The sequence below is a fragment of the Pseudoalteromonas nigrifaciens genome (assembly GCF_002221505.1).
GTDB classification, from domain to species: domain Bacteria; phylum Pseudomonadota; class Gammaproteobacteria; order Enterobacterales; family Alteromonadaceae; genus Pseudoalteromonas; species Pseudoalteromonas nigrifaciens.
On sequence record NZ_CP011036.1, the window covers coordinates 76,060 to 99,337 of the forward strand.

24 protein-coding genes are annotated in these 23,278 nt (G+C 40.7%); 8 read left to right on the plus strand and 16 right to left on the minus strand.

Annotated features, from left to right (window positions below; translation table 11 throughout):
* Window position 1 precedes the first annotated feature (1 nt).
* From folX to ycaO, 7 genes are all read right to left on the minus strand, one after another.
* Window positions 2–358 carry a dihydroneopterin triphosphate 2'-epimerase gene (folX, locus tag PNIG_RS00380; RefSeq protein ID WP_011326799.1) on the minus strand — a complete coding sequence of 119 codons (357 nt, stop codon included), beginning with the start codon at window positions 356–358 and terminating at the stop codon, window positions 2–4.
* Between the two features lie 3 nt (window positions 359–361).
* Window positions 362–916 carry a GTP cyclohydrolase I FolE gene (gene folE / locus PNIG_RS00385; RefSeq protein WP_058372272.1) on the minus strand — a complete coding sequence of 185 codons (555 nt, stop codon included), beginning with the start codon at window positions 914–916 and terminating at the stop codon, window positions 362–364.
* 26 nt (window positions 917–942) lie between these two features.
* On the minus strand, window positions 943–1,662 hold the full coding sequence (gene folM / locus PNIG_RS00390) for a dihydromonapterin reductase (protein WP_011326801.1): 720 nt from the start codon (window positions 1,660–1,662) through the stop codon (window positions 943–945).
* 123 nt (window positions 1,663–1,785) lie between these two features.
* Window positions 1,786–2,622: an ammonia-dependent NAD(+) synthetase gene (gene nadE, locus PNIG_RS00395; RefSeq protein WP_011326802.1), complete on the minus strand. Its 837-nt coding sequence runs from the start codon at window positions 2,620–2,622 to the stop codon at window positions 1,786–1,788.
* Window positions 2,623–2,695: 73 nt separating this feature from the next.
* Complete coding sequence (locus tag PNIG_RS00400; protein WP_089367542.1) at window positions 2,696–3,325, minus strand: YceH family protein; 630 nt, start codon at window positions 3,323–3,325, stop codon at window positions 2,696–2,698.
* A gap of 41 nt (window positions 3,326–3,366) precedes the next feature.
* Window positions 3,367–6,729, minus strand: coding sequence for an ATP-binding protein (locus PNIG_RS00405; protein ID WP_089367543.1), 3,363 nt, complete (start codon window positions 6,727–6,729; stop codon window positions 3,367–3,369).
* 117 nt (window positions 6,730–6,846) lie between these two features.
* Window positions 6,847–8,607 (minus strand): 30S ribosomal protein S12 methylthiotransferase accessory factor YcaO, encoded by a 1,761-nt coding sequence (gene ycaO / locus PNIG_RS00410; RefSeq protein WP_089367544.1) that lies wholly within the window; start codon window positions 8,605–8,607, stop codon window positions 6,847–6,849.
* Window positions 8,608–8,763: 156 nt separating this feature from the next.
* On the opposite strand from ycaO, the gene PNIG_RS00415 reads away from it, so the two are divergent.
* The 4 genes from PNIG_RS00415 (at window position 8,764) to PNIG_RS00430 (ending at window position 14,205) form a co-directional block, all read left to right on the plus strand.
* Window positions 8,764–11,097: a penicillin acylase family protein gene (locus tag PNIG_RS00415; protein ID WP_089367545.1), complete on the plus strand. Its 2,334-nt coding sequence runs from the start codon at window positions 8,764–8,766 to the stop codon at window positions 11,095–11,097.
* Between the two features lie 149 nt (window positions 11,098–11,246).
* A complete protein-coding gene (locus tag PNIG_RS00420; protein WP_089367546.1) occupies window positions 11,247–12,101 on the plus strand; it encodes an MBL fold metallo-hydrolase in 855 nt (284 codons plus the stop codon).
* An 88-nt stretch (window positions 12,102–12,189) separates the two neighbouring features.
* The gene (locus PNIG_RS00425) at window positions 12,190–13,761 is read left to right on the plus strand and encodes a bifunctional GNAT family N-acetyltransferase/carbon-nitrogen hydrolase family protein (protein WP_011326808.1); all 1,572 of its coding nucleotides are present in this window, start codon (window positions 12,190–12,192) and stop codon (window positions 13,759–13,761) included.
* Window positions 13,762–13,887: 126 nt separating this feature from the next.
* Entirely contained in the window at window positions 13,888–14,205 is a 318-nt protein-coding gene (locus PNIG_RS00430) for a DMT family transporter (RefSeq protein ID WP_041454308.1), read from the plus strand.
* A gap of 69 nt (window positions 14,206–14,274) precedes the next feature.
* Here PNIG_RS00430 and PNIG_RS00435 read toward each other — a convergent pair whose 3' ends face one another.
* Window positions 14,275–15,153, minus strand: a complete 879-nt coding sequence (locus PNIG_RS00435) for a DMT family transporter (RefSeq protein ID WP_172459218.1) — start codon at window positions 15,151–15,153, stop codon at window positions 14,275–14,277.
* A 221-nt stretch (window positions 15,154–15,374) separates the two neighbouring features.
* Between PNIG_RS00435 and PNIG_RS00440 the strand changes: the two genes are divergently transcribed.
* A complete protein-coding gene (locus tag PNIG_RS00440; protein ID WP_086997040.1) occupies window positions 15,375–15,758 on the plus strand; it encodes an MAPEG family protein in 384 nt (127 codons plus the stop codon).
* A gap of 36 nt (window positions 15,759–15,794) precedes the next feature.
* Here the strand turns inward: PNIG_RS00440 and PNIG_RS00445 are convergent, their stop codons facing one another.
* Window positions 15,795–16,484: a pseudouridine synthase gene (locus PNIG_RS00445; RefSeq protein WP_011326812.1), complete on the minus strand. Its 690-nt coding sequence runs from the start codon at window positions 16,482–16,484 to the stop codon at window positions 15,795–15,797.
* A gap of 179 nt (window positions 16,485–16,663) precedes the next feature.
* Here PNIG_RS00445 and PNIG_RS00455 point away from each other — a divergent pair, with 179 nt between their 5' ends.
* On the plus strand, window positions 16,664–17,092 hold the full coding sequence (locus PNIG_RS00455; protein WP_089367548.1) for a GNAT family N-acetyltransferase: 429 nt from the start codon (window positions 16,664–16,666) through the stop codon (window positions 17,090–17,092).
* Here PNIG_RS00455 and PNIG_RS00460 read toward each other — a convergent pair.
* From PNIG_RS00460 to lptM, 7 genes are all read right to left on the minus strand, one after another.
* Window positions 17,089–17,445 (minus strand): HopJ type III effector protein, encoded by a 357-nt coding sequence (locus tag PNIG_RS00460; RefSeq protein WP_011326815.1) that lies wholly within the window; start codon window positions 17,443–17,445, stop codon window positions 17,089–17,091. The genes PNIG_RS00455 and PNIG_RS00460 overlap by 4 nt on opposite strands.
* 79 nt (window positions 17,446–17,524) lie before the next feature.
* Window positions 17,525–18,229 carry an HAD-IA family hydrolase gene (locus PNIG_RS00465; RefSeq protein WP_011326816.1) on the minus strand — a complete coding sequence of 235 codons (705 nt, stop codon included), beginning with the start codon at window positions 18,227–18,229 and terminating at the stop codon, window positions 17,525–17,527.
* Window positions 18,230–18,240: 11 nt separating this feature from the next.
* On the minus strand, window positions 18,241–19,188 hold the full coding sequence (locus tag PNIG_RS00470; RefSeq protein ID WP_086997027.1) for a tyrosine recombinase XerC: 948 nt from the start codon (window positions 19,186–19,188) through the stop codon (window positions 18,241–18,243).
* Window positions 19,185–19,796, minus strand: coding sequence for a DUF484 family protein (locus tag PNIG_RS00475; protein ID WP_089367549.1), 612 nt, complete (start codon window positions 19,794–19,796; stop codon window positions 19,185–19,187). Before PNIG_RS00475 ends, PNIG_RS00470 begins: the two co-directional genes overlap by 4 nt.
* Window positions 19,793–20,623, minus strand: a complete 831-nt coding sequence (gene dapF, locus PNIG_RS00480) for a diaminopimelate epimerase (RefSeq protein ID WP_011326819.1) — start codon at window positions 20,621–20,623, stop codon at window positions 19,793–19,795. The genes PNIG_RS00475 and dapF overlap by 4 nt, the downstream gene beginning before the upstream one ends.
* A gap of 63 nt (window positions 20,624–20,686) precedes the next feature.
* Entirely contained in the window at window positions 20,687–21,940 is a 1,254-nt protein-coding gene (lysA, locus tag PNIG_RS00485; protein WP_089367550.1) for a diaminopimelate decarboxylase, read from the minus strand.
* Window positions 21,941–22,135, minus strand: coding sequence for an LPS translocon maturation chaperone LptM (gene lptM, locus PNIG_RS00490; protein ID WP_011326821.1), 195 nt, complete (start codon window positions 22,133–22,135; stop codon window positions 21,941–21,943). It abuts the gene before it with no gap.
* A 147-nt stretch (window positions 22,136–22,282) separates the two neighbouring features.
* On the opposite strand from lptM, the gene cyaY reads away from it, so the two are divergent.
* Both cyaY and PNIG_RS00500 read left to right on the plus strand, forming a co-directional pair.
* Window positions 22,283–22,606: an iron donor protein CyaY gene (gene cyaY / locus PNIG_RS00495; protein WP_011326822.1), complete on the plus strand. Its 324-nt coding sequence runs from the start codon at window positions 22,283–22,285 to the stop codon at window positions 22,604–22,606.
* A complete protein-coding gene (locus PNIG_RS00500; RefSeq protein ID WP_041454309.1) occupies window positions 22,603–23,259 on the plus strand; it encodes an alpha/beta hydrolase in 657 nt (218 codons plus the stop codon). The genes cyaY and PNIG_RS00500 overlap by 4 nt, the downstream gene beginning before the upstream one ends.
* Window positions 23,260–23,278 lie beyond the last annotated feature (19 nt).

Genomic DNA, 23,278 nt, shown 5'->3' on the forward strand with positions numbered 1-23,278 from the left:
ATTATTTAGCCCAATCTAACGTCAAAGACACAGAATCGGCAAAGCGTAATGCATGCGGTTTATCTACGCGAGCCTTAGCATAATGAACACTTGGGTGTGAATGACAAACAGCAAGAATTTCAGCAACCAGTTTTTCGAGTAATAAAAAGTCGCCTTGTTCTACTAAAGTGATTACTTCTTTGGTAATTACTTTGTAGTTTAGTGCTTGATCTACTTCATCGGTTTTACAGGCGTCGTGTGCAGGGTAATGAATTTCTAAGTTAATCACTACATCCTGCTTTTTCTCGCGCTCTTCTTGGTTAAAGCCAATAAAAGTACGCAGTCGTAAATTGGTTACGTTAATAATTGCATTAGCCATAAGTTAGCCTTTTATTAGCTGCAAAAACTCATTACGTGTTTTTGGATCGGCTCTAAAGTTACCCAGCATTACAGAGGTACGCATACTTGAGTTTTGCTTTTCTACGCCGCGCATCATCATACACATATGTTTGGCTTCAACAATTACGCCAACCCCGGTTGCACCCGTTACTTCTTCAACGGCTTTAGCAATTTGATGAGTTAGTTGCTCTTGAATTTGAAAACGACGGGCAAACATGTCAACAATACGGGCAAACTTAGACAGTCCCAATACTTTACCATTGGGAATATAAGCAATATGACAACGGCCAGTAAAAGGTAATAAATGATGCTCACACATAGAATAAAGCTCTATGTCTTGTACTAATACCATGTCGTCTGCATCTGAGGTAAATACTGCGTTATTAGTAATTTCTTCTAATGTTTGACGATACCCTTGAGTTAGGTATTCCATTGCTTTAGCAGCACGTTTTGGCGTGTCGAGTAAGCCTTCTCTGTTAGGATCTTCCCCTACAGCGGTAATAATATTTTCATAGCTTTGTTTTAATTCGTTATGCATAAATTTCTCAGTTAATTTAGTTTGGTTTACTTTAAATGCCGACCACCATCTACAGGTATAGCGCGGCCTGTGATGTAGTGGCTATGTAATAGTAAATCAATACTATTGATTATTTCTTGGCATCCTGGTTCGATACCCATTAATGACTTTTTCAGCGTTTTAGCACGATATTGTTCATCATCATGCTCATTAAAAATAATTAACGATGGTGCAACCGAATTTACTTTAATATTAGGTGCGTACTTGGCGCTGAACGACTTAGTTAAGTTATCAAGCGCTGCTTTACTTGCTGCATAAGCGACATGTTTTGGGCTACCTGTTTCTACTACGTAATCGGTAAGATGAATAATATCTGCGGGAGTATTCATCTCAGTTTGATAATTTAGTAATAACTCTGCACACAGTAAATTAATTAAATAAGGTGTTTTTGCATGAATTCGCATCATATTGTCAAACAGTTGCGCAAAGTTGGCGTTATTAGCTTCGCAGTCCCAACTGGAAGCATTATGCAAAATAGCGCGTAGTGAGTTGGTATGCTCTTTAAGTGCTTTAATAAAAGTGCTAATACCATCATCAGTACTAAAGTCTGCATAAATGCATACAGCGCCCTGCTGCTCCAGTAAATCAACTGCAGCGTGGCGAGTACGATAGGTAATAATTATCGGCTGCCCTTGTGCAATAAAATGTTTAGCTAAAGCAAGGCCAATGCGTTGCCCAGCACCTGTAATTAAAATCGGTGGTGTCATATATACTACAAAGCTCTCTTTTGGCAGGGGATCAGCGTTAATACCAATTTAATTAAAATCTTACGTAATACTTTAAGCGGTCGATCAGTCAAATTACTAAGGTATCGTACGATAATTACTGTATTAAAGCTCATCGTATATAGTTGGCACTGGTTGACGCTTATGTTGCGTACGCTGATAAATAGCGCTAAGTGTTTGTTCAACCTGTTGCGTAACCGGTTTACCTTCTAAAAAGTCATCAATTTGCTCATAACTTAAACCTAACGCTTCTTCGTCGGTAAGTCCTGGGCGATCACTTTCTAAATCTGCGGTAGGTGCTTTATTAACTAATACAGACGAAGCACCTAATGTACTACCTAAAGCGCGCACTTGGCGTTTAGATAAGCCAAAAAGCGGTGCAAGGTCACAAGCGCCATCACCAAACTTGGTATAAAAGCCGGTAATATTCTCGGCACTGTGATCGGTGCCAACTACTAAACCTTGGCAAAATGCAGCAATTTCGTATTGTGCAATCATGCGTTGACGGGCTTTAACATTACCCTTAATAAAATCAATTTTTTCTTGCTCAGGGAGTGATTCACCGTTACCAACAATAGCCGCCATTGTTTGTTCGTGTAGCGCATCGGTTGCGGGCTTAATATTTACCGTCATGCGGCTGCTAGGTTGAATAAAATCAACCGCTAGTTGCGCTTCATTTTCGTCGGCTTGCACACCGTAAGGTAAGCGTACCGCAACAAATTTATAATCAGTAGTGCTTTGCTCTTGGTTAAGTTCATTAACAGCAAGTTGGCATAAACGACCGCACACTGAAGAGTCGACTCCACCACTAATACCTAATACCAAAGACGTTGCATGGGCTGCTATTAAGCGGGCTTTAATAAAGTTAACACGACGGCTAATTTCAGCATTTACATCAATAACTGGCTGCACTTTCATTGCAGCCATAATCTCGGCGCGCATGGCCAACTCCTTAGGGTTAAATAATTATTTCGCTCAGCAGAGCACTTGTATTATGTGATTTAGGGCTAACAAATTAAAGCCCTAAGTGAGCTTTAATTTTTTGTAACTCGGTTTTTAACTCGTCTACTTCGGCGAGTAACTCATTGAGTTCTTCACTTTTTAACTCATCAGTCGTTTGCTCTGCAGGGCGTGTTATTTCACTTATTGGCTGCTCGCCAAGCAAATGCATATAACGACAGTCACGTTTACCCGATTCGCGCGCGAGTTTGGTTATTATGTCATTTTCAATTAATTTATTAAGTGCAAGCTCAACGTCATCTACACTATTAAAATTTGCTAATCGTGCGCATCGCGTTTTTAATTCTCCGGGAGTTTGTGCACCCCGTAACAGTAACAAGCAAATAATTGCGCGCTGCTGCGCACTAAATTTTAAGCTACTAAACTCGGTGTTACAAAAACGGTGGTCGTATTTATTTACTCGCCCAGAAAGCCCTTCATCAATGGTAACCAGTCGAGCATTTATTAATTCATCGAGTGCAATTTGCACTTCGCTGTCGGTTAAGTTTAAAACCGGTGCACGATTTGATTTTTGATTACACGCATTAGTTAGCGCATTTAACGACAAAGGGTAGTGTTCGGGAGTTGTACTTTGCTTTTCTAGTAAACAGCCAATAATACGCTGTTGATTTGCTGATAATTGCATAACTCATCTCAACTAATAAACTATATGATTAGCTTACACTTTTATTGAGTGCCAAGCCATTGCTGAAGTTTAGGGTGCAGTGCACTAAAATCGAGTGGCTTACTTAAGTAATCATTCATACCTGCTGCTAAGCACTTTTCTTTATCTCCCTGCATTGCATTGGCTGTTAAAGCAATAATAGTTATGTTTTGATAATGCTTACCCGAGTCGCCATTTCTAATCGCTTTAGTTGCTTGGTAGCCGTCCATTTCAGGCATTTGGCAGTCCATTAAAATTAACTGGTAAGTATTAGCGGGTTGCTCATTTAGTTGCTTTATCGCCTCACGTCCATTCTCAGCAATATCAAATGAAATACCGGCTTGTTTTAATAAAGCCCCAGCAACAACTTGGTTAATTTTATTGTCTTCTACTAATAAAACTTGTGGCTCATTTGTATTAACTAATGGCGTTTCAGTGAGTTTATTTTGTAGTTGTGCCTGTTGTTGCTGTTGTTCTATGTATTTATCATTAGCAAGAGAGTCAAATAAGTCTGAGGGCGTTAATGGCTTAAAAATCATTGAGTCTACTTTTAAACTTAGCGTAGAGTCATCTTTGGAATAGCTCATAGGTGCCATTATTATTAGCTTACAACTGTGCTTAGCTAGGTAATTTTTAACCTCAGTAATTTGCGATTGCGGCGCTTGTTCAAAAAAATAATAGTCGATTAAAATAGCATCGAGGGTTGTAGTTGCCTGATCTTTAAAATACGCACTTACAGCAGTGTAGTCGGTTAAGGTATTGGCATTTGCTTGCCATATTATCAGCTGCTTTTTAGCTATGGTTGAGTTTAATAAGCAACTATCAATAATTAAAATATGTTTGTTTTTAATTAAATGGCTAGGTAGGTCTTGCTGCTTACTTAATTTAGGTTTTATTTTTATTGAAAACGAAAAAGTACTGCCTTCGTTTAGCATACTGGTTACGCTTACTTCACCTCCCATCAGCTCACATAACTGTTTTACAATAGCGAGCCCTAAGCCTGTGCCGCCATATTGGCGTGTTGTAGAGGTGTCTGCTTGGGTAAATGAGTCAAATAATGTGGAGTGTTTTTCTGGTTTTATGCCAATACCGGTATCAATAATGGAACAAACTAAAGATGTACCATCGGTTGTTTCATCAATTTTTGCGGTGACTACTATTTTTCCGTCAAATGTAAACTTAACCGCGTTACTAATTAAGTTACTTAATATTTGTCGTAACCTATTAGGGTCGCTAACTATTTCGCTGACGGTGATGAGGGTTGCATCTAAAATTAAGATGGTATTATTTTGCTCCGCTTTAAGCGCAAATGATTCAACAACCTCACCTAACAAACGTGGTAAATTAAATTGAATTTTTTCAATATCTAATTTACCAGCCTCTATTTTAGAAAAATCTAAAATATCGTTAATAATATTCAGTAATGATTGCGCCGACGACTGAGCAAGCTCTATGTGGTGCATTTGTTGTTGATCTAACTTTGTGTTTTTAACAATATTAAGCATCCCTAACACCCCATTCATTGGGGTGCGAATTTCATGACTCATGCTCGCTAAAAACTCACTTTTAGCAGCTACAGCTTGCTCTGCGGTTTCTTTGGCGGTTACTAGTTGTTGCTCTGTTTCTATACGCTTTTGGCTAGAGTAAAGGCTGCCAACAAGTGCTGCTACAGCAATTAAAAAGCTTTCTTCGTTGTGCGCCCAAGCGCGGGTTGTATTGCATTGCTCGGCGCAAACCATACCTATGATCCCACTTCCGGCAGGAATAACTGCACACAACATGGCATTTATTTTTAGTGGCTTTAGGTAGTGCTCTTTAATTGGCATTAAAATAGGGCACTGCTGTGCATCTGCTGCACTAAATATGGCTTTATGCTCTATGGCTTCAAAAAAATCAGGAATATCTTTTTGTAACCATGGTTCATTGTTGTTATTTGTTGTGGTGTTTATATTATGAAAGGCAATAGGCTTGAGCTGGGTTCTATTGTCGCTAAATAGCCAAATACTGGCTTGATCTACGTTGAGCGCCTGACAAATTGCTTGAGTAATCACACCTTTAGATTGGCTTAATTGTCCGTTTAAAATTTGATCGTTAACGGTTAAAGACGCCAAGGCTTCGTTAAATAACGATATTTTATTATTTTCTAATTCTATTTTTTTACGGGTATCAATATTTTGTAATGAGCCAAATATTCTTATACAGCGATCATTTTTATGCTCAGCTTCACCGTGTACCAATACCCAAATAATATTACCTTTAGCATCAATAACTTCAAGTTCAGCTTCGTAGCTTTCACCAAATTTAATTGCTCGTTCAATTAATTTAGCTGCTTTTTCTCGGCTTTTTCCGGGCTTAAAGTAGCCAAGATCCTTTGGCCATTGTGGTTGTTCGTCAGGTGAATATTTAAATATTTTTTTGGTCATATCAGACCAATACGCTTGTTTGTTTTCTAAATTAAACGACCAAGCGCCTACTAGCGCCAGATCGCTCATAACCTCTAGCATTTTTTCATTTTTTTGTTGGCGGTTAAACATTTTTAAAAAGAATAAAAACGCCCAAATTAATAGGCCGCATATAATTATTATAGCTACACGCAAAGGCCAAATAGAAGAACTTACAGGGCTCCAGCCCTTTTTAGGAGCAACATAAAGTTGCCAATTACCGCCTTGAAAACTTAAAGAAAACTCAAGAGGATCTTGCTCTATTATGGCGGGCTCACCGTAAAAAAAATCGCCTTTTGTGCCTAAGCCATGGCGTCCTTGAATAGCAACGTTGTATTGTTTTTCGAGTTCATTAATACCTGCGTTTGCATATACTTTTTCAAGATCTAATACCACAGAAAGCAGCCCCCAAAAGGATTTATCCGCTTTATAAACAGGAACGCGAGCAACAAGTGCAGAACCCCCTTGTATTAACGTTAATGGGCCAGCCATTACAATTTTATTTGTGTCTCTGGCTCTAATTGCATCGATACGTTGAGCTTCATTGTCTAAAAAGTTAAGGCCTAGGGCTTGTTCGTTACCGGCAAGCGGATAGATCATGTTAATTACCATGTCGGGTGCGCCACCAATATTTCGTAGTTCGTTTGAGGTCTCAAATAAGGGGGCAGCAATTTGCGCAAAGCGTGCTTGCTGTAAATTTGGTTCTGCGGCAACAGCAACACCTAAACCACGAATTAGCTGAATATTAGACACTAAAATAGCTTCAAGTTGTGCTCGGTAAGTGCTTACTTCAGAGAGTATTTGTAATCGGTGTGCATCTTTTGCTCGGTTATAGTTAATCCGATCAAGTACAACACTTACTAATACAATAAGAGTAAGTGATAGCCAGAAGGTCAGCTTAAAATTATGAACTTTATTATTTTTACTATTATTCATTGGCGACATTAGCTACATTTTGCTTTTATATTAGACAGTATCCACTATAGCTAATTTATTGTACAAATAAAAATGGCGCATCAGATTATGCGCCATTTTATTTTTATAATTAATAGTTTAACTAAATTACGAGTCGCTAACCTCGCGTGCCCAATGCTGCTGTTTAGCTACATGGAGCTTGCGATAACCATCGAGTAATGCAGCATGCTTTGTAAAGCCAGTAAGCGATAAGCCTGGGAAGGTTAAACCGTTAAATAATTTACGGCCTTCGGCTATTTCAATTGCGAGCGTTACATTGGCAGTACCAAACATTAAGCCTAATGCATCTTGATAGTCTGCATATTCGCGTTCGTCATCGTATTTTATTTCTAAAATAGCTTTTAAACAGCGAAAGTGACGCATTGCATCTTCGTTTACTTGCCCGGTATGTAATATCCAGTCAACCCAATCAATGGCTTCTTCGTTACCTGCGGCTAGGCAAAGGTGCGCTTTTAGTTCACCAATACGCAGTGTATCCCAAGATGTATCAGGGTTGGTTACTAAACCAATAAACTCGGCAACGCGAATGATATCGCTATGACCCGCTTCCTCTAGTGAGTCATAAATTTCCATCCATTGCTCAACGTCGTACTGATCAAGTGATAAAAATGTTTCGCGGAACTTAGCGCCTTCATTGTTGTTACGCCAAATTAGTTCATCAACTGGGTAAATGTCTGACATACCAGGGACTAGAATACGACATGCATATACGTTTAAGTGGGTGTAATCCATGATGTAAATATCATGCCCCATGCTATGAATTAAGTCGGTACAAAAGTTATATTCTTGCTCAGTTGTGCCGCTAAAGTCCCAATGCACAAAGTCAAAGTCGGCTTTTGCGCGGAAAAAGTCATGAGAAATTAAGCCACTAGAATCAATAAAGTGCAGCTCAGTGTTTTCAGGAGAGGCAACTTCATCATTATCAAAAGTAGCAGGTTGGAACACATCAAGTTGATCTAAACGACGACCTTGTAATAGTTCTGTTACGGTACGCTCAAGTGCCACTTCAAACGATGGGTGAGCACCAAAAGAAGCAAATACAGAGCCATCAGCTGGGTGAATAAGGGTAACGCTCATTACTGGGTATTTACCGCCTAGAGAGGCATCGGCAATACGTAAGTGAAAACCATGGCTGCGTAACTCTTCACACGCTTCATGAATTTTAGGGTACAGCTTAACTACTTCTTCAGGCACGATAGGCAGACACAAGCCCTCAGTAATAATGCGGCTTTTTATAGCGCGTTCAAATACTTCGGATAAGCCTTGTACCCGTGCTTCAAATTTAGTATTGCCGGCACTCATACCGTTAGATACAAAAATATTACCAATAACGTTAACCGGAATATACACATCTTGGTTATCGCTTTGGCGGGTGTATGGCACAGTACAAATACCACGCTTAACATTACCAGAGTTAAAATCGAAAAGGTGCGATGCATTAAGTTCGCGCTCTGGGTCAAAGTAGTCCCATAAGCTTTCATCCATAATGCCCTCAGGCACTTCATCGTTTGTTACTGTAAACCACTTTTCGGTTGGGTAATGGGTAAACTCTGCATGGGCAAATTCTTCACCTAAATAAAAGTCAGCAAAAAAGTAGTTACAGCTTAAGCGTTCAAAGTATTCACCTAATGCCGAAGCTAACGATGCTTTGTCGTTTGCGCCTTTACCATTGGTAAACATTACGCCACAGTCTTGGTCACGAATATGTACCGAATAACAGTTAGCTACAGGGTTAAGCCATAACGCTTCCTCAATATTAATATTAAGGGCTTTTAGCTTATTTTGCATAGTAGAGATCGACGATTCTAAATCGCGGTCTTTACCTTTTATAAATGTTTTATCAGTCATACTCATCTCAACTAGGGCTGCACAATATGTGGATTAGCTATTATCGTGGATTTTGAGGTTTATTTCATCCTTTGCGCCGCAGAATATGACTTTTTAATAGAAGGATAGTAAATATATGTTAATAATACTTTATTAGAATTTTTAAAGGATAGCTGGATGTTTAAAGTAATCAAGCGCTTGCTGCTGTTAGTAGTGGTTTTAGGGCTGGCCGGTACTGCGGTTGTTTATGGTGTACTTAGTTTGAGTTTACCAGCGCTTGACGGCAAAGGTCATAGCGAAGCGATTAATGAGCCGGTCATTATTTCGCGCGACGTACTTGGTCAAGCTGTTATCAAAGCACAAAGCCACAACGATGCCGCTTATGGTTTGGGGTATGCGCATGGGCAAGACCGATTTTTTCAAATGGACTTACTGAGGCGTAATGCCGCTGGTGAGTTGAGCGAAATTTTTGGTAAGGCGGCGCTAGCACTAGATAAAAAAATGCGTTTTCATCAATTGCGTAAACGCAGCCAAGTTATTTTAAAAAATCTTCCTGAGTCGGATAAGCAATTACTTAAAAGCTACGCTCAAGGGGTTAACGAAGGGTTAGCGCAAATAGGTTACTCAAGCTTTGAATATTTGCTCACTGGTGCACAGCAAAGGCCATGGCAAAGCGAAGATAGCCTATTAATAATTTTTAGTATGTATCTTGATTTACAAAGTGCCACCTTTGAGCGCGACCAAGCATTAATTCAAATTGAGCAGCAATACGGCAAACATATGCTCAAGTTTTTAACGCAACCTAGTCAATACCAAGCTGCGCTTGATGGCAGCCAACTAGCACCTTACAGCGCAGGCATACCTAAACTACCAATACTCAAGCAACAAACGCAGCAATCATCCACTGTGCAATCATCAACACCAGCAATGTATGCATTTAATTCTTTTGCAGCAAGCCAAGAGCGCGGCAGTAATAACTGGGCAGTTACCGGCGCATTAACTACAACCGGATCTGCTATGCTCTCCGATGACATGCACTTAGCAATGGCAGTGCCTGTTATTTGGTACAAAGCGCAACTAAATTATGTACATAACAATGTAAAAACCCAAGTTACGGGCGTATCGTTACCGGGGGCGCCAGCTATTGTAGTGGGCACTAATAATCATATCGCATGGGGGTTTACCAATGGTTATATTGATACCGCGGATTGGGTTGCGCTTACAAGTAACAATAAAACGTGGCAAGTAGATGAGCAAATTGCATTACCTAATAATGAAGCCGAAACTTACACACTTACCCTGAGCGAATATGGCCCGGTAAAATATATTAACGGGCAAGCTTATGCACTGAGCTGGGCGGCGCATCAAAGTTATGCGGTTAATATGCAATTATTACAGCTCGAACAGGCTACCGAAGTTGATGATGCCCTTGCTATAGCCAGCGATGTAGGTATTCCGGTACAAAATTTAATTGTAGTTGATAGCCAAGGCAGTGCCGCATGGAAGTTAATGGGGGGGATTCCTGGGCGTAAAAAACCCAGCGAGCTTAGTGTGAAAAGTACTGATTACTCGCCGCTTTGGTTGCAAAATGAAGCGCAGCGCCCCGTGGTTAAAAACCCAGTAAGTGGACGAATATGGACTGCAAACTCACGGGTGGTAAGTGCTCAGGATAACGAGCGCTTTGGTAACGGCGGCTATTCACTTGGCGCGCGTGCAACACAAGTGCGCGACCGCTTGTTTGAAAAACAAAAATTTGTTGAAGATGATTTTTATCAATTACAGCTTGATAACCAAGCACGATTTTTAATTCCTTGGCACGCTTTATTGCTCAAGCAACTCAAAGCCGATGAAGGTAATAACGCCGCGTATATTAGCGCTGTTGAAAACTGGCAGCAGTGCGCGTGTGCAAGCTCAGTAGGTTATACCTTGGTAAAGCATTATCGCGATGAAGTGATTAATATTACCTTTAGTACGTTGCAGCAAAGCTTAAGTGAGAAAAATGGCACGTTGAGCTACGTAAGGCGTGACTTAGAACCGGCAGTTTGGCAGCTTATTAACGCGCAACCAAGCAGTTGGCTCAATCCACAATTTTCAACTTGGGAGCAGCAGCTGCAGGGGGCATTTAGTCAAACTATTGCTAAACTCAGTACGCAATACGGTAATAACATTCAAGGCTGGCAGTGGGGCAAAGTAAACGAGCTGGTTATAGAGCATCCGTTTGCTAAACAAATACCAATACTTGCCCGCTTTTTAAATATGCCAAAAACGCCAGGGTTTGGTGATAGTTACATGCCAGCAGTGCAGGGGCGTAGCTTTGGTGCTTCACAGCGCTTTATTGTACAGCCAGGACATTTAGAAAACGCCATTTTAACCGTACCTGGCGGGCAGTCGGGGCACCCGTTATCAAACTTTTATCGTGCCGGTTTTAGTCAATATATTAATGCAGAAAACACGCCATTATTACCACAAGCGCTAGTACATCAAATAATAATATCGCCAAAAGGCAAGTAGCTGTTTAGTGAACTAAGCTAGAGCTTGTTTATCTTTCGAGATTAAATTTACAGCCGTATGTTTGGTTTTTAGGTAAGGCAGAGTCTATGTCGTGTAGTTATTCTTCATAAATAGACGATAATTAATTATAAATATAAGTGAGCACTAAAATGAAAAAATTACTTCCCGTATTAATCACTGGCTTGTTGTTAAGTAGTGCGGCTTATGCCGATGAAAGTGTTGTAGTTAAAACGCAAAAACTGAGCGAGCATATTTATATGTTACTTGGTCAAGGAGGCAATATTGCTGTAAGTGTCGGCGACGATGGTATTTATATTATTGATGATCAATTTGCCAAGCTTTCAAGCGATATTAAAAAGACGATTAGCGATTTACAGCCCGGCAGTACTGAGTTTGTAATTAACACCCATCATCATGGCGACCACACCGGAGGCAACGAAAATTTTGCTAAAGCAGGTGCCCACGTTATTGCTCACGATAATGTGCATAAGCGCTTAGTAGCGGAGCATGGTGAAGGGTCAGATTTTTTACCACGGATTAGTTTTAGCCACGATTTAAAGCTGCACTTTAACAACGAACATGCTCATGTAATGCATTATCAGCATGCACATACTGACGGTGACGCAGTCATATTTTTTAACAAGGCTAACATTGTACACATGGGCGACATTTTCTTTAACTTTGGCAGCTTACCGTTTGTAGATGTAGACAGTGGTGGCAGTGTTGATGGTATTTTAGCGGCTGTAGATGACGTAGTGAAACAAATTGACGATAATACAAAAGTGATCCCAGGACATGGTCCGCTAAGCGATCGTTCAGGGCTGGTGGTGTATCGTAAGCTGGTGCAAAAAGCCAAAGATGTTATGCTTAAAGCAATGCAAAACAAGGCGAGCTTAGAGCAAGTACTTAACGCCGACCCATTGGCAGAGCTTGGCCTTGAATACGCTAGCTGGTTACCTAAAGAGCGTGTAACTACACTTTTTTATCGTAGTTTAAAACAATAAAAATGAATTAAGTAATAGCACATCAACTATTTTATTAAGCTGGGCGTATGTTCGGCTTTTTTATTCCCCATTCCTCAAGGAGTTGTGTATGACGGTAGAAAAAACCCATCTCGAAATTTGTAATTTAACTAAAGAGCAATACCCACAAATTAAAACCTTGATGGATCAAGCATACCCAGATTTAGGTGGTGCATGGCCTAGCCATACAATTTTTAGATTAATAGACCAGTTTCCAGAAGGGCAAATAGGCATTGTGGATGATGGTGTGCTGGTAGGCTTAGCATTAAGCGTGCAAGTAGACTATGCCCGCTTTTCTAACCCCCATACCTATGAAGACATAGCCGATGGTCATGACCGCGTATTTAGTGATACCGCTGGCGATGCACTGTATGGCTTAGATGTTGCGATTAGCGAAACGCACAGAGGTATGCGCCTTGGGCGTAGGCTGTACGATGCCCGAAAAGAATTGTGCCGCCAATACAACTTACGCGCTATTTTAGCGGGTGGTCGTATTCCGCGTTATTACAATCACAGTAATGAAATGACCCCAATGGAATATATAGCTAAAGTAGATCAAAAAGAGCTGTACGATCCTATCTTAAGTTTTCAGCTAGCAAACGATTTTCAAGTTAAACGCTTACTTAAAAAGTATTTACCCGAAGATCAAGAATCAGTAGGTTATGCCACATTACTGGAGTGGAATAACATATTGTACGAACCAACCGACACCGTTATTAATATAGTAAAGTCGATTGTGCGTGTAGGTGCGGTGCAGTGGCAAATGCGTAAGGTGGAGTCGGTAGAGGAAATGCTCAAGCAGGTCGAGTATTTTGTTGATACGGTTTCTGATTATCAAAGTGACTTTATTTTATTCCCTGAGTTTTTTAATGCCCCGCTAATGGGGTTAACTGAGCAAGTTAATCAAACCGAAGCGATCCGCAATTTAGCCGAGTACACAGAAACCTTTAAAAATGCTATGTCGCGTATGGCAATTGAATACAATGCCAATATTATTACCGGCTCAATGCCAGTAGCCGACGGGGATAAAATTTATAACGTCAGTTATTTATGTCACCGCAGCGGTAAAATAGATGAGCAACGTAAAATTCATATTACCCCGCATGAGCAAAATGACTGGGTTATTCAAGGCGGCGACAAAATAGCGGTATTTGAAACTGATGCTGGGCGTGTTGGTATTCAAATTTGTTACGATGTTGAGTTTCCAGAACTATCTAGAATTATGGCCAAAGAAGGCTTAGAAATTTTATTTGTACCTTTTTGGACTGATACTAAAAATAGCTATTTACGGGTACGTCATTGTGCTCAAGCACGCGCTATTGAAAACGAATGTTATGTGGTTATAGCAGGCTCTGTTGGTAACTTACCAGAAGTAGAAAGCCTAGATGTACAGTTTGCACAATCGGCAGTACTTACACCGTCTGACTTTTCATTCCCACATGATGCAACACTCAATGAGGCAACCACTAATACCGAAATGTTGTTATTTAGTGACCTTGATATGGATAAATTAAAAATTCTTCACAGCGAAGGGACAGTACGTAACTTAAAAGATCGACGTGAAGATTTATACGACATAATGCTAAAAAAAGTGAGCGACGATAAAAAGGTTAGTGCGGATAAGCAAAAAAGTAGCTTTTAATCACTACAAAATAGGTAGCTTATTAAAGTGTGAGCTGGTTAATTATCATTAATCTTGTTTATTGCTGTTAATGAATAAATTAGCTCGCTAAAATACCGCAAATTTTTAATAGAGTGAGTGCTTTAAGTGGCTTGGATGTATTTAATAATTGCGGGCTTGCTTGAAATTGGCTGGCCAATAGGCTTAAAAATTTCGCAACAAAGTGACAGCCGCTGGTTAGGTATTGGCATTGCGGTTGCATTTATGGTGGTTAGTGGTTTTATGTTGTGGCTAGCTCAACGTGATATTCCTATGGGTACATCTTATGCGGTATGGACAGGCATTGGCGCTGCTGGCACATTTATTGTGGGCATTTTGTTTTATGGTGATGCCGCCACTTTTGGCCGTATTGCCGGTGTCTTAATGATTATTTGCGGTGTGATCACACTTAAAATAAGTCATTAAAAAGTAAACTCAACGCGGTTTAATCAAAAAAAGCGCAGGATTAAAAGCCTGCGCTTTTTTTGCCAGTAATTAATTGGGCAGCATGACTAAAATAGCGGCAACAGCAATGAGTAATAACCCGGCGCTGTCTTGTTTTTTAAGCGGTTGTTTTAGCCACAGTACGGCAATGAGTATGGTAAAAAACACCTCTATTTGGCCAAGCGTTTTTACATAGGCAACATGCTGCAAGCTCATGGCGCTAAACCAGCCAATAGAGCCCACACAGCTAAAAATACTAATCGCAACAGTTGTGCTTTTATATTGCCAAAGTTTACTGAGGGTGTGTGGCTCTTTTAATAATAAATAACCCAGCAATATTAGAGTTTGTAAGCTAATAACAAAAAGCAGTACCCAAGCAGCAGAGTGAGGAAATAATAGCCCTGAATTTAAACTGCCCTCACGTACCCATAATGAAGTAAGCGCAAAGCAAGTACCGCACGCAAGCCCTAATAAAGCTGTTTTGGCATCGAAGCGTTTAATGCTGGTTATACCGCTCATTAGCAGTACGGCAATAGCCCCTAAAAATACCCCCAACCAACCCAATAAGGTTAACGCCGAGCCAAAAAATAATACTCCTAAAATAGCGGCAACCAAAGCCTCACTTTTTGCAAGCCCAGCGCCCACAGCGTAATTATTCATTTTAAATAATTTAACCATTAAGCCAGTAGCAAGAATTTGCATAATACTTGCGCCAATAATAAAGCCCCAAAAAGCATTATTAAAACTAGGCATAGCGGTATCTTGGTATTGATATAAACCATACAAATACACAGCAGCAATAGGGCCTGCAACAATAAAACGCGATAGAGTAACGCCAGCTACGCTCACATTACTACTTAACTTACTTTTTAGTGCATTGCGCCACGCCTGCATAAAAGCGGCTAAAAAAGTGAAAAATACCCAAGTCATAATAACAATACAAAAATAATAGAGGGCGATAAGTTAACAAGGTATACAAAGTAAAGCGATAGTGCTTTAGGCTCAGCTGCGACAATATGCCGCAGTTTAACTGCCGTAAATTAGTTTATAGTTGGCTTGATGTTACTGTTTAGCCGTCAGGCGCTTATCTGGCGGCTTTTTTATAGTGGGTGTGTTATTTTAAATAATTAACAATAACAAAGAACCGTACTATGACTATTTTAATCGCTTGTGCTTTATTGGCCGTTGTAATGCCTTATTTAGCAAGAATACCCGCAGTAATCGAACTTAATAAATTGGGCGGCTACGACAACAAGCATCCGCGCCAACAACAAACTCAATTAACCGGTTTAGGAGCGCGCGCTTTAGCTGCACACCAAAACTGTTTTGAGTCGTTAGCAGTATTTGCCGTTGCACTTGCGGTGGTATTAGGCACTAATAATGTTAATGCGGTAACCGAAACCTTGGCGATGAGCCACATTGTAGCGCGTGTTTTATTTTGTGCTTTTTACTACCTTAACCTAGATATTATGCGCTCAATTATGTGGTTTGTTGGTATAAGTACAGCTATTGCAATGATTGCAGTGAGCTTTTAAATTTATTTTAAAACCCCAAAGCGTTTTAAAAGGCGCTTACTTTATAATATCGCTTTTATTAATTGCAATATATTGCCCTTGGGCAAGGTTTAGCGTTTGCAGGGTTAGCTCGCTAATTTGCTCGCGATACAAGTCAATTACCTTGTAACCACAATAGTGTGCCATTTTTCTAATTTGCCTATTAAGCCCTTGCTTTAAAATAATACTAAATTGTTTGTCTGCTATTTTTTCAACGCTACAGGGCAAGGTTATTTGCTTATCTACCGGTACACCTGCGGCCATTTTTGTACAAAACTCGGCATCAATGCTTTTATTAACGCTAACTAAGTAACGTTTTGGCTGGTGGAAGTCGGGATGAATTAGTTGGTTACACAACTCACCATCGTTGGTTAATATAAGCAAGCCACGGGAGTCTTTATCAAGACGGCCAATAGGGTAAACCCGCGTAATAGTAGGCAGGTGGTGATAAAGGCTAGCAGGGTCATTCTGATCAAGCTTGCAGTCAATACCTACAGGCTTATGATAAGCAAAATAAATTAACTCAGCAGTGCCTTTAATAATTTGCCCGTTAACTGTTATTTGGTCTTGCTCATCAACATGGTCAATATGATTAGCCGGGCGGTTATTTACTATCACTGCACCTTCGTCAATTAAGCGTGAGGCTTGTTTACGCGAGCAAACACCAGCATGGGCAATGTATTTAGCGAGTCGAATTTTGGTGCTCATAAATGGTTGCTGTTAGTCATTGGCAAAAGTGTGCAGCAGATTATAGCAAAGCTGCCAAGTAAACATTACTGAAGGTGGGTAAATAGCTATAAATTTAGTGTTAGGCGCTACAGAATATGCATTTTTATAAGCAGCTGTTGGTTTAATAATTTTTAATTTTATAAATATTAGAGGCGTTAATGTATCAATTATATGCAAATAATGACGATTGCTTAAATCAGGCGCTTCGTCAAAAAATAGTGGCGTTTAATAGCGCGCATTTTGATGCTGAGCGTATGTCTATTGGTTATCAGTTTTTAGACGCACAAGAGGAATTGGTCGCTGGGATTAGTGGCTGTGTATTTGGCAATTGGTTGCAGATAAATTGGCTTTGGTGCAGCGAGTTAGTACGTGGCAATGGCTTGGCGACTAAGTTATTAGTCGCACTTGAAGCGGCTGCAGTTGAGCTTGGGGCAACGAGGGGGCAGCTCGATACGCTTGATTTTCAAGCCAAGCCTTTTTATGAAAAGCACGGTTACCAAGTTAAGTATCAACTTAATAATTATCCGCGCACGGGTACTCGCTATTTTATGGAAAAATCGCTTATTAAACCCTTGCAGGGTGATTAAATAGCTTTAAGTGGCTCGCCTGTAAAGGTTACGCCTAAAAACGGGGTCACTTCAGGAGCAAGCATAAAGGTGCGAATATTCATATGATCGCTACCTTTGGGGTTGTTAAGCACATCTTGATGATAAAACTGACCAAAGCAATCGAGCGTATTTTGTTTACTAAGTTGGTTTAGTTTTGCAAAAGCGAAAATTTTGCAAGAACCATTGTTCTCGCTCGCAGCACTAAGTAAACCATGATTATTAAATGCGCAAGGGGTGAAGCGGTAATGTGTATCGATAATTGCCATAGTGTCGGTAAATTCGATGCTTTTTGGCTCATTTGCCAATTTTTCTAGGTAGTCACTTAGAGTCACTTTCTGTCCTTAGGATTATTTTTATACTTAACTCTAACCTATCTGTTTACTGATTTATATTAAACTAGTACACGTGCACTTAAATTAAGTGTGATAAGGCATTAATGTTAGTTATTTCAATATCGGCAAGGCCTTTGTAAGTATAGTTGGCAGCTTGGTTATTTAACCATACAGATTGGCAGCCGGCATTATTAGCGCCTTGCACGTCGCTATCTAGGCTGTCACCAATGTGTAAAATAGCTTTGTGTGGCACCTGTAAATGTGTAGCTGCTTGATCAAACAAGTTATTGTGCGGTTTAGCTTTACCATGTAAACCCGCTTGCAGTACCAAGTTAAATTTATTATTTAAATTAAACTGGCTCACATCGGCATTGCCGTTGGTTATGGCTATAAGGGTAAAGCGAGTAGCGAGCTTATCGAGTAAGTTAAGTACGTCATCGGTCACGGTTATATTACTGCGAGCTTGAGCAAATACCTTGTACGCAGCACTTGCAAAGTGTTTTGCGTCGTCGGCATTAAAGCCTTGCTTAGCAAGAAGTAAGCCCAGTGTTTGCAAACGCCACTGTGTTACATCTTCAATTAATTTTGGCTGCTGTTGCAGTGCACAATCACGACAATGCAGCCATTGCTGCAAGCCCTGATGTTGATAACCCGGCAGGGTATTTAAATAATCAGTTTGCGCTTGTACGGCGGCTTTTATAATAGGGCGATTGTCGTAAAGGGTATCGTCTAGGTCGAAGCTTAATACCGACACAGGTGCAATGGCACGATTAAAGCGGATCATATTATGGTTTCCTAATCGGTTCGCTTTTTTGCCCTTGGGTGCGTGTTGTCGTACACCTTGGCTAAATGCTGAAAATCTAAATGAGTATACACTTGAGTGGCCGACAAACTACTGTGCCCGAGCAGTTCTTGTACCGCGCGTAAATCCCCAGATGACTCTAAAATATGCGAAGCAAACGAGTGGCGCAATTTGTGCGGATGCACTTGCGAGCTAATGCCTTGCTTGATGCCCCATTCTTGCATTCTTAAACGTACTTGGCGTACCGAAATGCGATTTTTTTTGCTACTTAAAAATACTGCCACTTCGTCAGGGGTTGCAAATTGAGGGCGTATTATGAGCCATTTTTTTAGCGCGTTTAGCGCTTTACTGCCTACCGGAATTAAGCGTTCTTTATTGCCTTTACCGCGTACTAATATTTCACCATTTGCGGCGCTTATATCTTGTAGGTTGGCACCAACTAACTCGCTAATACGTAAACCTGATGAGTACATAAGCTCCATCATGGCTTTGTCTCTAATGGCCAGAGGTTCGTCGTCGGGTATTTCGAGCAAGCGTGCCATTTGATCTACATCGAGATTTTTAGGTAAAGGCTTAGCAAACTTAGGCCCTTTTATGCCTACCGCTGGGTTATGGTAATGCGCTTGTTTAGCAATATTTTTGGCTTTTAAGAATTTATATAAACTGCGAATACAACTGAGCTTTAAACTAATAGTGCGGCCACTTAATTGTTTTGAGCGCAGTGCCATGCTGTAACGGCGAATATGCTCACCCTGTACACTAAACCAGTCGTCGCAGAGCTTACTAAAGTAAAGCGCTGCAAAGCCAAGTTGGCTGACATATTGGTTAACAGTGTGCGCTGAGTATTGCCTTTCAAACTTTAAATAGTCGCTAAATAAAGTAATAGGCGTGCGCCAGTTATCGCTTAAGTCGCTGATATTTGGCGCAGGGTTGTCACTCATGCAAGTTCCAGCAACCTTGACTGCAGAGCGACTACAAAGTCTAGTACAAAAAGGGTGTCTTGTGCGGGCTCAAAGTGGTTGGCGTTGTTGCTGGCAAAAGCCAAAATAGCAATTGGCTTGTTAATATCACCAATTAAATAAATAGCCGTTGATTGCGTCGTATCGCTAAATAACAAATCTCGTTCTTGCTGATTAATACGCCCTAAATAGTGCCCTGAATTACTCAGGCGATGCTCAACAAGTTGAGCATATTTAGTGTCGTACTTTACTAACCGACAGTCGCTAATATCTGGATTGCTACAAATAATATCTTGTAAGTTACTGGCAAGCGCATCGAAGTCGTTATTACTGCAAAGCTGTTGATGGCATAGGCTAAATAAGCGATACACTTGCTCATTTTGTGCAGCGTATTTGCTCATGCTGGCAATTTGATTTTTTAACAACGTATTGTGCTCGCGCAATTGCCGCTGCTGAATATGCACCAAAGATGTTGCACCTTGAGCTTGTTGTTGCAGCTCAAGCTGAGCAAGTAGCTCAGGGTGCTGAATTAAAAAATCAGGGTGGTGTTGTAAATAATCTACCACTTGCTGCGCGTTTAGCTCACTCATAGTGCCACTTGTCCATCAAACACATGCTCTGCTGGGCCGGTCATACGTACTGGGTGGCCTTCACCGTTCCAGCGAATTTGTAAACTGCCACCGGGTAAGTCTACTTGTACTGTGCTGATTAATTTATTTTGAATAAACCCAATAACCATTGCTGCACAAGCGCCTGTACCACATGCTAATGTTTCGTTTACACCGCGCTCCCACACTCGTAATTTAATATGCTCTTTGGAAATAACTTGCATAAAACCAATATTAGCTCGCTGCGGAAAACGCTCATGGTTTTCAAGTAACGGACCCAAAATATCAACTTGTGCGGTAGTAATATCGTCAACTTCTAATACACAATGTGGGTTACCCATAGAAACCGCGCCACTAAAAACAGTATGCTCTTCGGTACGAATAATATAGGTCAGTTCGCGCTTGGTTGCTTTGAGTGGGATTTTACTTGGCTCAAAATTAGGATGGCCCATATTTACAGTTACTTGGCCGTCTTTTTCTATGTATAGGGTTAAATTACCCGACTTAGTAGACACAGTAATTTTGTGTTTATTGGTAAGGCCTTTCATACGTACAAAGCGGGCAAAGCAACGTGCGCCATTGCCGCATTGCTCTACTTCGGTGCCATCGGCATTAAAAATACGGTAATGAAAATCGAGATCAGGGGAGTATGGTGCTTCAACCATTAGCAGTTGGTCAAAGCCAATGCCAAAATGGCGATCGGCCAGTTTTATTATTTGATCTCGCGACAAAAAAACGTTTTGTGTAATATTATCAATCACAACAAAGTCGTTGCCTAAGCCGTGCATTTTGGAAAAATTAACTAACATAGCGCTCTAATTCGGTTTTGCTCTGCGCTAATCATGCCACAGAGCAGGGACTTACAAAAACGTTTAAGGTAAAATTTTCTCACCTTGATACAGGCTCTCTATGGTTTCGCGTTCGCGAATAAGATGGTGTTGACTGCCATCTACCATTATTTCTGCAACACGCGGACGCGAGTTATAATTTGAACTCATAGTAAAGCCATAAGCACCGGCACTTCTTTGTACCAGTAAGTCGCCTTGTTTAAGTGCTAACTCGCGGTCTTTACCTAAAAAGTCACCAGTTTCGCAAACAGGGCCAACAATATCAAAGTTATGAGTAGGGGTTTCGTCGTCGCGTACCGATACCGGAATGATTTTTTGCCATGCTTGATAAAGCGCTGGGCGCAGCATGTCGTTCATGCCTGCATCAACAATAGCAAAGTACTTATCTTGGTTTTGTTTAATAAATTCAACTTGAGTAACTAAAACTCCTGCGTTAGCAGCAATGGCGCGACCGGGTTCAAATATAAGCTCAAGGTGGCGATAATTAACTAGGCGCTCAGTAACTTGCGCTGCATATTCGCTAGGGTGCGGAGGTTGCTCGTCATTATAAGTTACCCCTAAACCACCGCCTATATCTAAATGGGTAAGCTCGATGTTACACGCTTTTAATTCATCTATTAGCGTTAGTAGCTTATCAAGTGCTTCAAGAAAAGGTCTGGTTTCGGTGAGTTGCGAGCCAATGTGGCAATCAACGCCAATAATGTTTAATCCAGGCAGTGAAGCGGCATGCTGATACACGCTCACAGCTGTTTGAATATCTATACCAAACTTGTTTTCTTTTAAGCCGGTAGAAATATACGGATGCGTTTTTGCATCTATATCGGGGTTAACGCGAATAGAAATAGGCGCTGCTAAATTTAGCTCACAGGCCACTTCTGAAATACGTTCTAGCTCCGAGACCGACTCAACATTAAAGCATTTAATTCCGAGCTTTAATGCATAGGCTATTTCGTCTGCTGTTTTAGCCACACCCGAAAACACCACTTTGGAGGCGTCGCCACCGACTTTAATTACTCGCGCCAGTTCACCCTTAGATACAATGTCGAAGCCCGACCCTAAACGCGCTAATATATTGAGTACCGCAATATTAGAGTTGGCTTTAACGGCGTAGCACACCAGGGATTTATGATTTTTAGTAGCATTAGCAAAGGCTAAATAATGGCGCTCAAAGGTGGCTCGCGAATAAACGTAGCATGGCGTACCATATTGCTGAGCAATACTTGCAATGCTTACGTCTTCAGCAAATAATTGATTGTTTTTATAATTAAAAAAATCCATTTATTGCTCCTGCTTTTTAGGTGTATTGGTTTGCTCAGTTTGAGTTGCTGGATTAGCTACGTCTTGAGGTTTATTTTGTTCTGCTTTTTGCTCTGGCAAATAGAGCGGACCGCTTTGACCACAGCCAGCTAATGCGCTTAGCAGTACAGTGCTTATTAATAGTTGCTTAAATTGTGAAGTATGTATCGCTTTCATTAGATTAATAGTGTTGCTGGCTTTATAATCGCAGAGTAACAGAATATCTAAAAAATGCAGCTATTCGCGGATGATTTTATTCCTGTTACACTAGCTGTACAAAAACGCACCCACTATTAGGCGGCTCGCCTGCAAAGGAAATTAACCATGACTGATCATGAATATCACCAATTAGCCGAAGCACTTATGTTCACAATTGAAGAACAAGTTGATGATTGTGAAGCAGATTTAGATTATGAGTCGGCACAAGGTATTTTAGAACTTATTTTTCCTGACAACAGTAAAATTGTGATTAACAAGCAAGCACCTTTACACCAAGTATGGGTTGCGACTAAATTTAACGGACATCATTTTGAATTACGTGGTGATAAGTGGATAGATAATCGCTCTGGCGCAGAGTTTTGGCAGTTTATTAACGAGGCATCAACTCGCCAAGCTGGCCAAGACGTTAAATGGCAATCATCGTTATGAGTTTAGAGTTTGTAGAATATCCGGCTCAAGGTGAGCATAAAGCAACCGTTATTTGGTTGCACGGTTTAGGTGATTCGGGGGAAGGTTTTGCACCCGTAGCACCACAGTTACAATTACCAAATGAACTAGGGCTGCGATTTATTTTTCCGCACGCGCCTGTGCAACCGGTCACCATAAATGGTGGCATGGAAATGCGTTCTTGGTATGATATTAAATCAATAGAATTAGATAAACGTGCCGATGAGCAAGGTGTAAGAGATTCTGCCGCTAAAGTAGAGCAACTTATTAACCAAGAAATAGCCAATGGTATTGCTGCTGATAAAATTATTTTAGCGGGTTTTTCCCAAGGTGGCGTTGTAGCTTTGCATTTAGCCCCACGTTTTGAGCAAAAGCTGGCGGGTGTAATGGCGCTTTCAACCTATATGTGTGTACCAGAAAAGCTGGCAGATGAAGCACTACACACAGATTTAAATATTTTTATGGCGCATGGCAGTCAAGATAATGTAGTACCGCCTAGTGCAGGTAAAAGTGCGTTCGAAGTATTAACAGCACTTAGCATGGATGTAAGCTGGCAAGAGTACCCTATGGCTCACCAGGTTTGCGCAGAAGAACTGCAAGCTATTCGCCATTGGTTAATTGCTCGCTTAAGCTAATAATGGAGCCGCTGAGGTT

Bases quoted from the DNA above. Each gene is read 5' to 3' on its own strand.
- folX (WP_011326799.1), bottom strand. From the start codon at position 358: ATGGCTAATGCAATTATTAACGTAACCAATTTACGACTGCGTACTTTT.
- folE (WP_058372272.1), bottom strand. From the start codon at position 916: ATGCATAACGAATTAAAACAAAGCTATGAAAATATTATTACCGCTGTA.
- folM (WP_011326801.1), bottom strand. From the start codon at position 1,662: ATGACACCACCGATTTTAATTACAGGTGCTGGGCAACGCATTGGCCTT.
- nadE (WP_011326802.1), bottom strand. From the start codon at position 2,622: ATGCGCGCCGAGATTATGGCTGCAATGAAAGTGCAGCCAGTTATTGAT.
- PNIG_RS00400 (WP_089367542.1), bottom strand. From the start codon at position 3,325: ATGCAATTATCAGCAAATCAACAGCGTATTATTGGCTGTTTACTAGAA.
- PNIG_RS00405 (WP_089367543.1), bottom strand. From the start codon at position 6,729: ATGTCGCCAATGAATAATAGTAAAAATAATAAAGTTCATAATTTTAAG.
- ycaO (WP_089367544.1), bottom strand. From the start codon at position 8,607: ATGACTGATAAAACATTTATAAAAGGTAAAGACCGCGATTTAGAATCG.
- PNIG_RS00415 (WP_089367545.1), top strand. From the start codon at position 8,764: ATGTTTAAAGTAATCAAGCGCTTGCTGCTGTTAGTAGTGGTTTTAGGG.
- PNIG_RS00420 (WP_089367546.1), top strand. From the start codon at position 11,247: ATGAAAAAATTACTTCCCGTATTAATCACTGGCTTGTTGTTAAGTAGT.
- PNIG_RS00425 (WP_011326808.1), top strand. From the start codon at position 12,190: ATGACGGTAGAAAAAACCCATCTCGAAATTTGTAATTTAACTAAAGAG.
- PNIG_RS00435 (WP_172459218.1), bottom strand. From the start codon at position 15,153: ATGACTTGGGTATTTTTCACTTTTTTAGCCGCTTTTATGCAGGCGTGG.
- PNIG_RS00440 (WP_086997040.1), top strand. From the start codon at position 15,375: ATGACTATTTTAATCGCTTGTGCTTTATTGGCCGTTGTAATGCCTTAT.
- PNIG_RS00445 (WP_011326812.1), bottom strand. From the start codon at position 16,484: ATGAGCACCAAAATTCGACTCGCTAAATACATTGCCCATGCTGGTGTT.
- PNIG_RS00455 (WP_089367548.1), top strand. From the start codon at position 16,664: ATGTATCAATTATATGCAAATAATGACGATTGCTTAAATCAGGCGCTT.
- PNIG_RS00465 (WP_011326816.1), bottom strand. From the start codon at position 18,229: ATGATCCGCTTTAATCGTGCCATTGCACCTGTGTCGGTATTAAGCTTC.
- PNIG_RS00470 (WP_086997027.1), bottom strand. From the start codon at position 19,188: ATGAGTGACAACCCTGCGCCAAATATCAGCGACTTAAGCGATAACTGG.
- PNIG_RS00475 (WP_089367549.1), bottom strand. From the start codon at position 19,796: ATGAGTGAGCTAAACGCGCAGCAAGTGGTAGATTATTTACAACACCAC.
- dapF (WP_011326819.1), bottom strand. From the start codon at position 20,623: ATGTTAGTTAATTTTTCCAAAATGCACGGCTTAGGCAACGACTTTGTT.
- lysA (WP_089367550.1), bottom strand. From the start codon at position 21,940: ATGGATTTTTTTAATTATAAAAACAATCAATTATTTGCTGAAGACGTA.
- lptM (WP_011326821.1), bottom strand. From the start codon at position 22,135: ATGAAAGCGATACATACTTCACAATTTAAGCAACTATTAATAAGCACT.
- cyaY (WP_011326822.1), top strand. From the start codon at position 22,283: ATGACTGATCATGAATATCACCAATTAGCCGAAGCACTTATGTTCACA.
- PNIG_RS00500 (WP_041454309.1), top strand. From the start codon at position 22,603: ATGAGTTTAGAGTTTGTAGAATATCCGGCTCAAGGTGAGCATAAAGCA.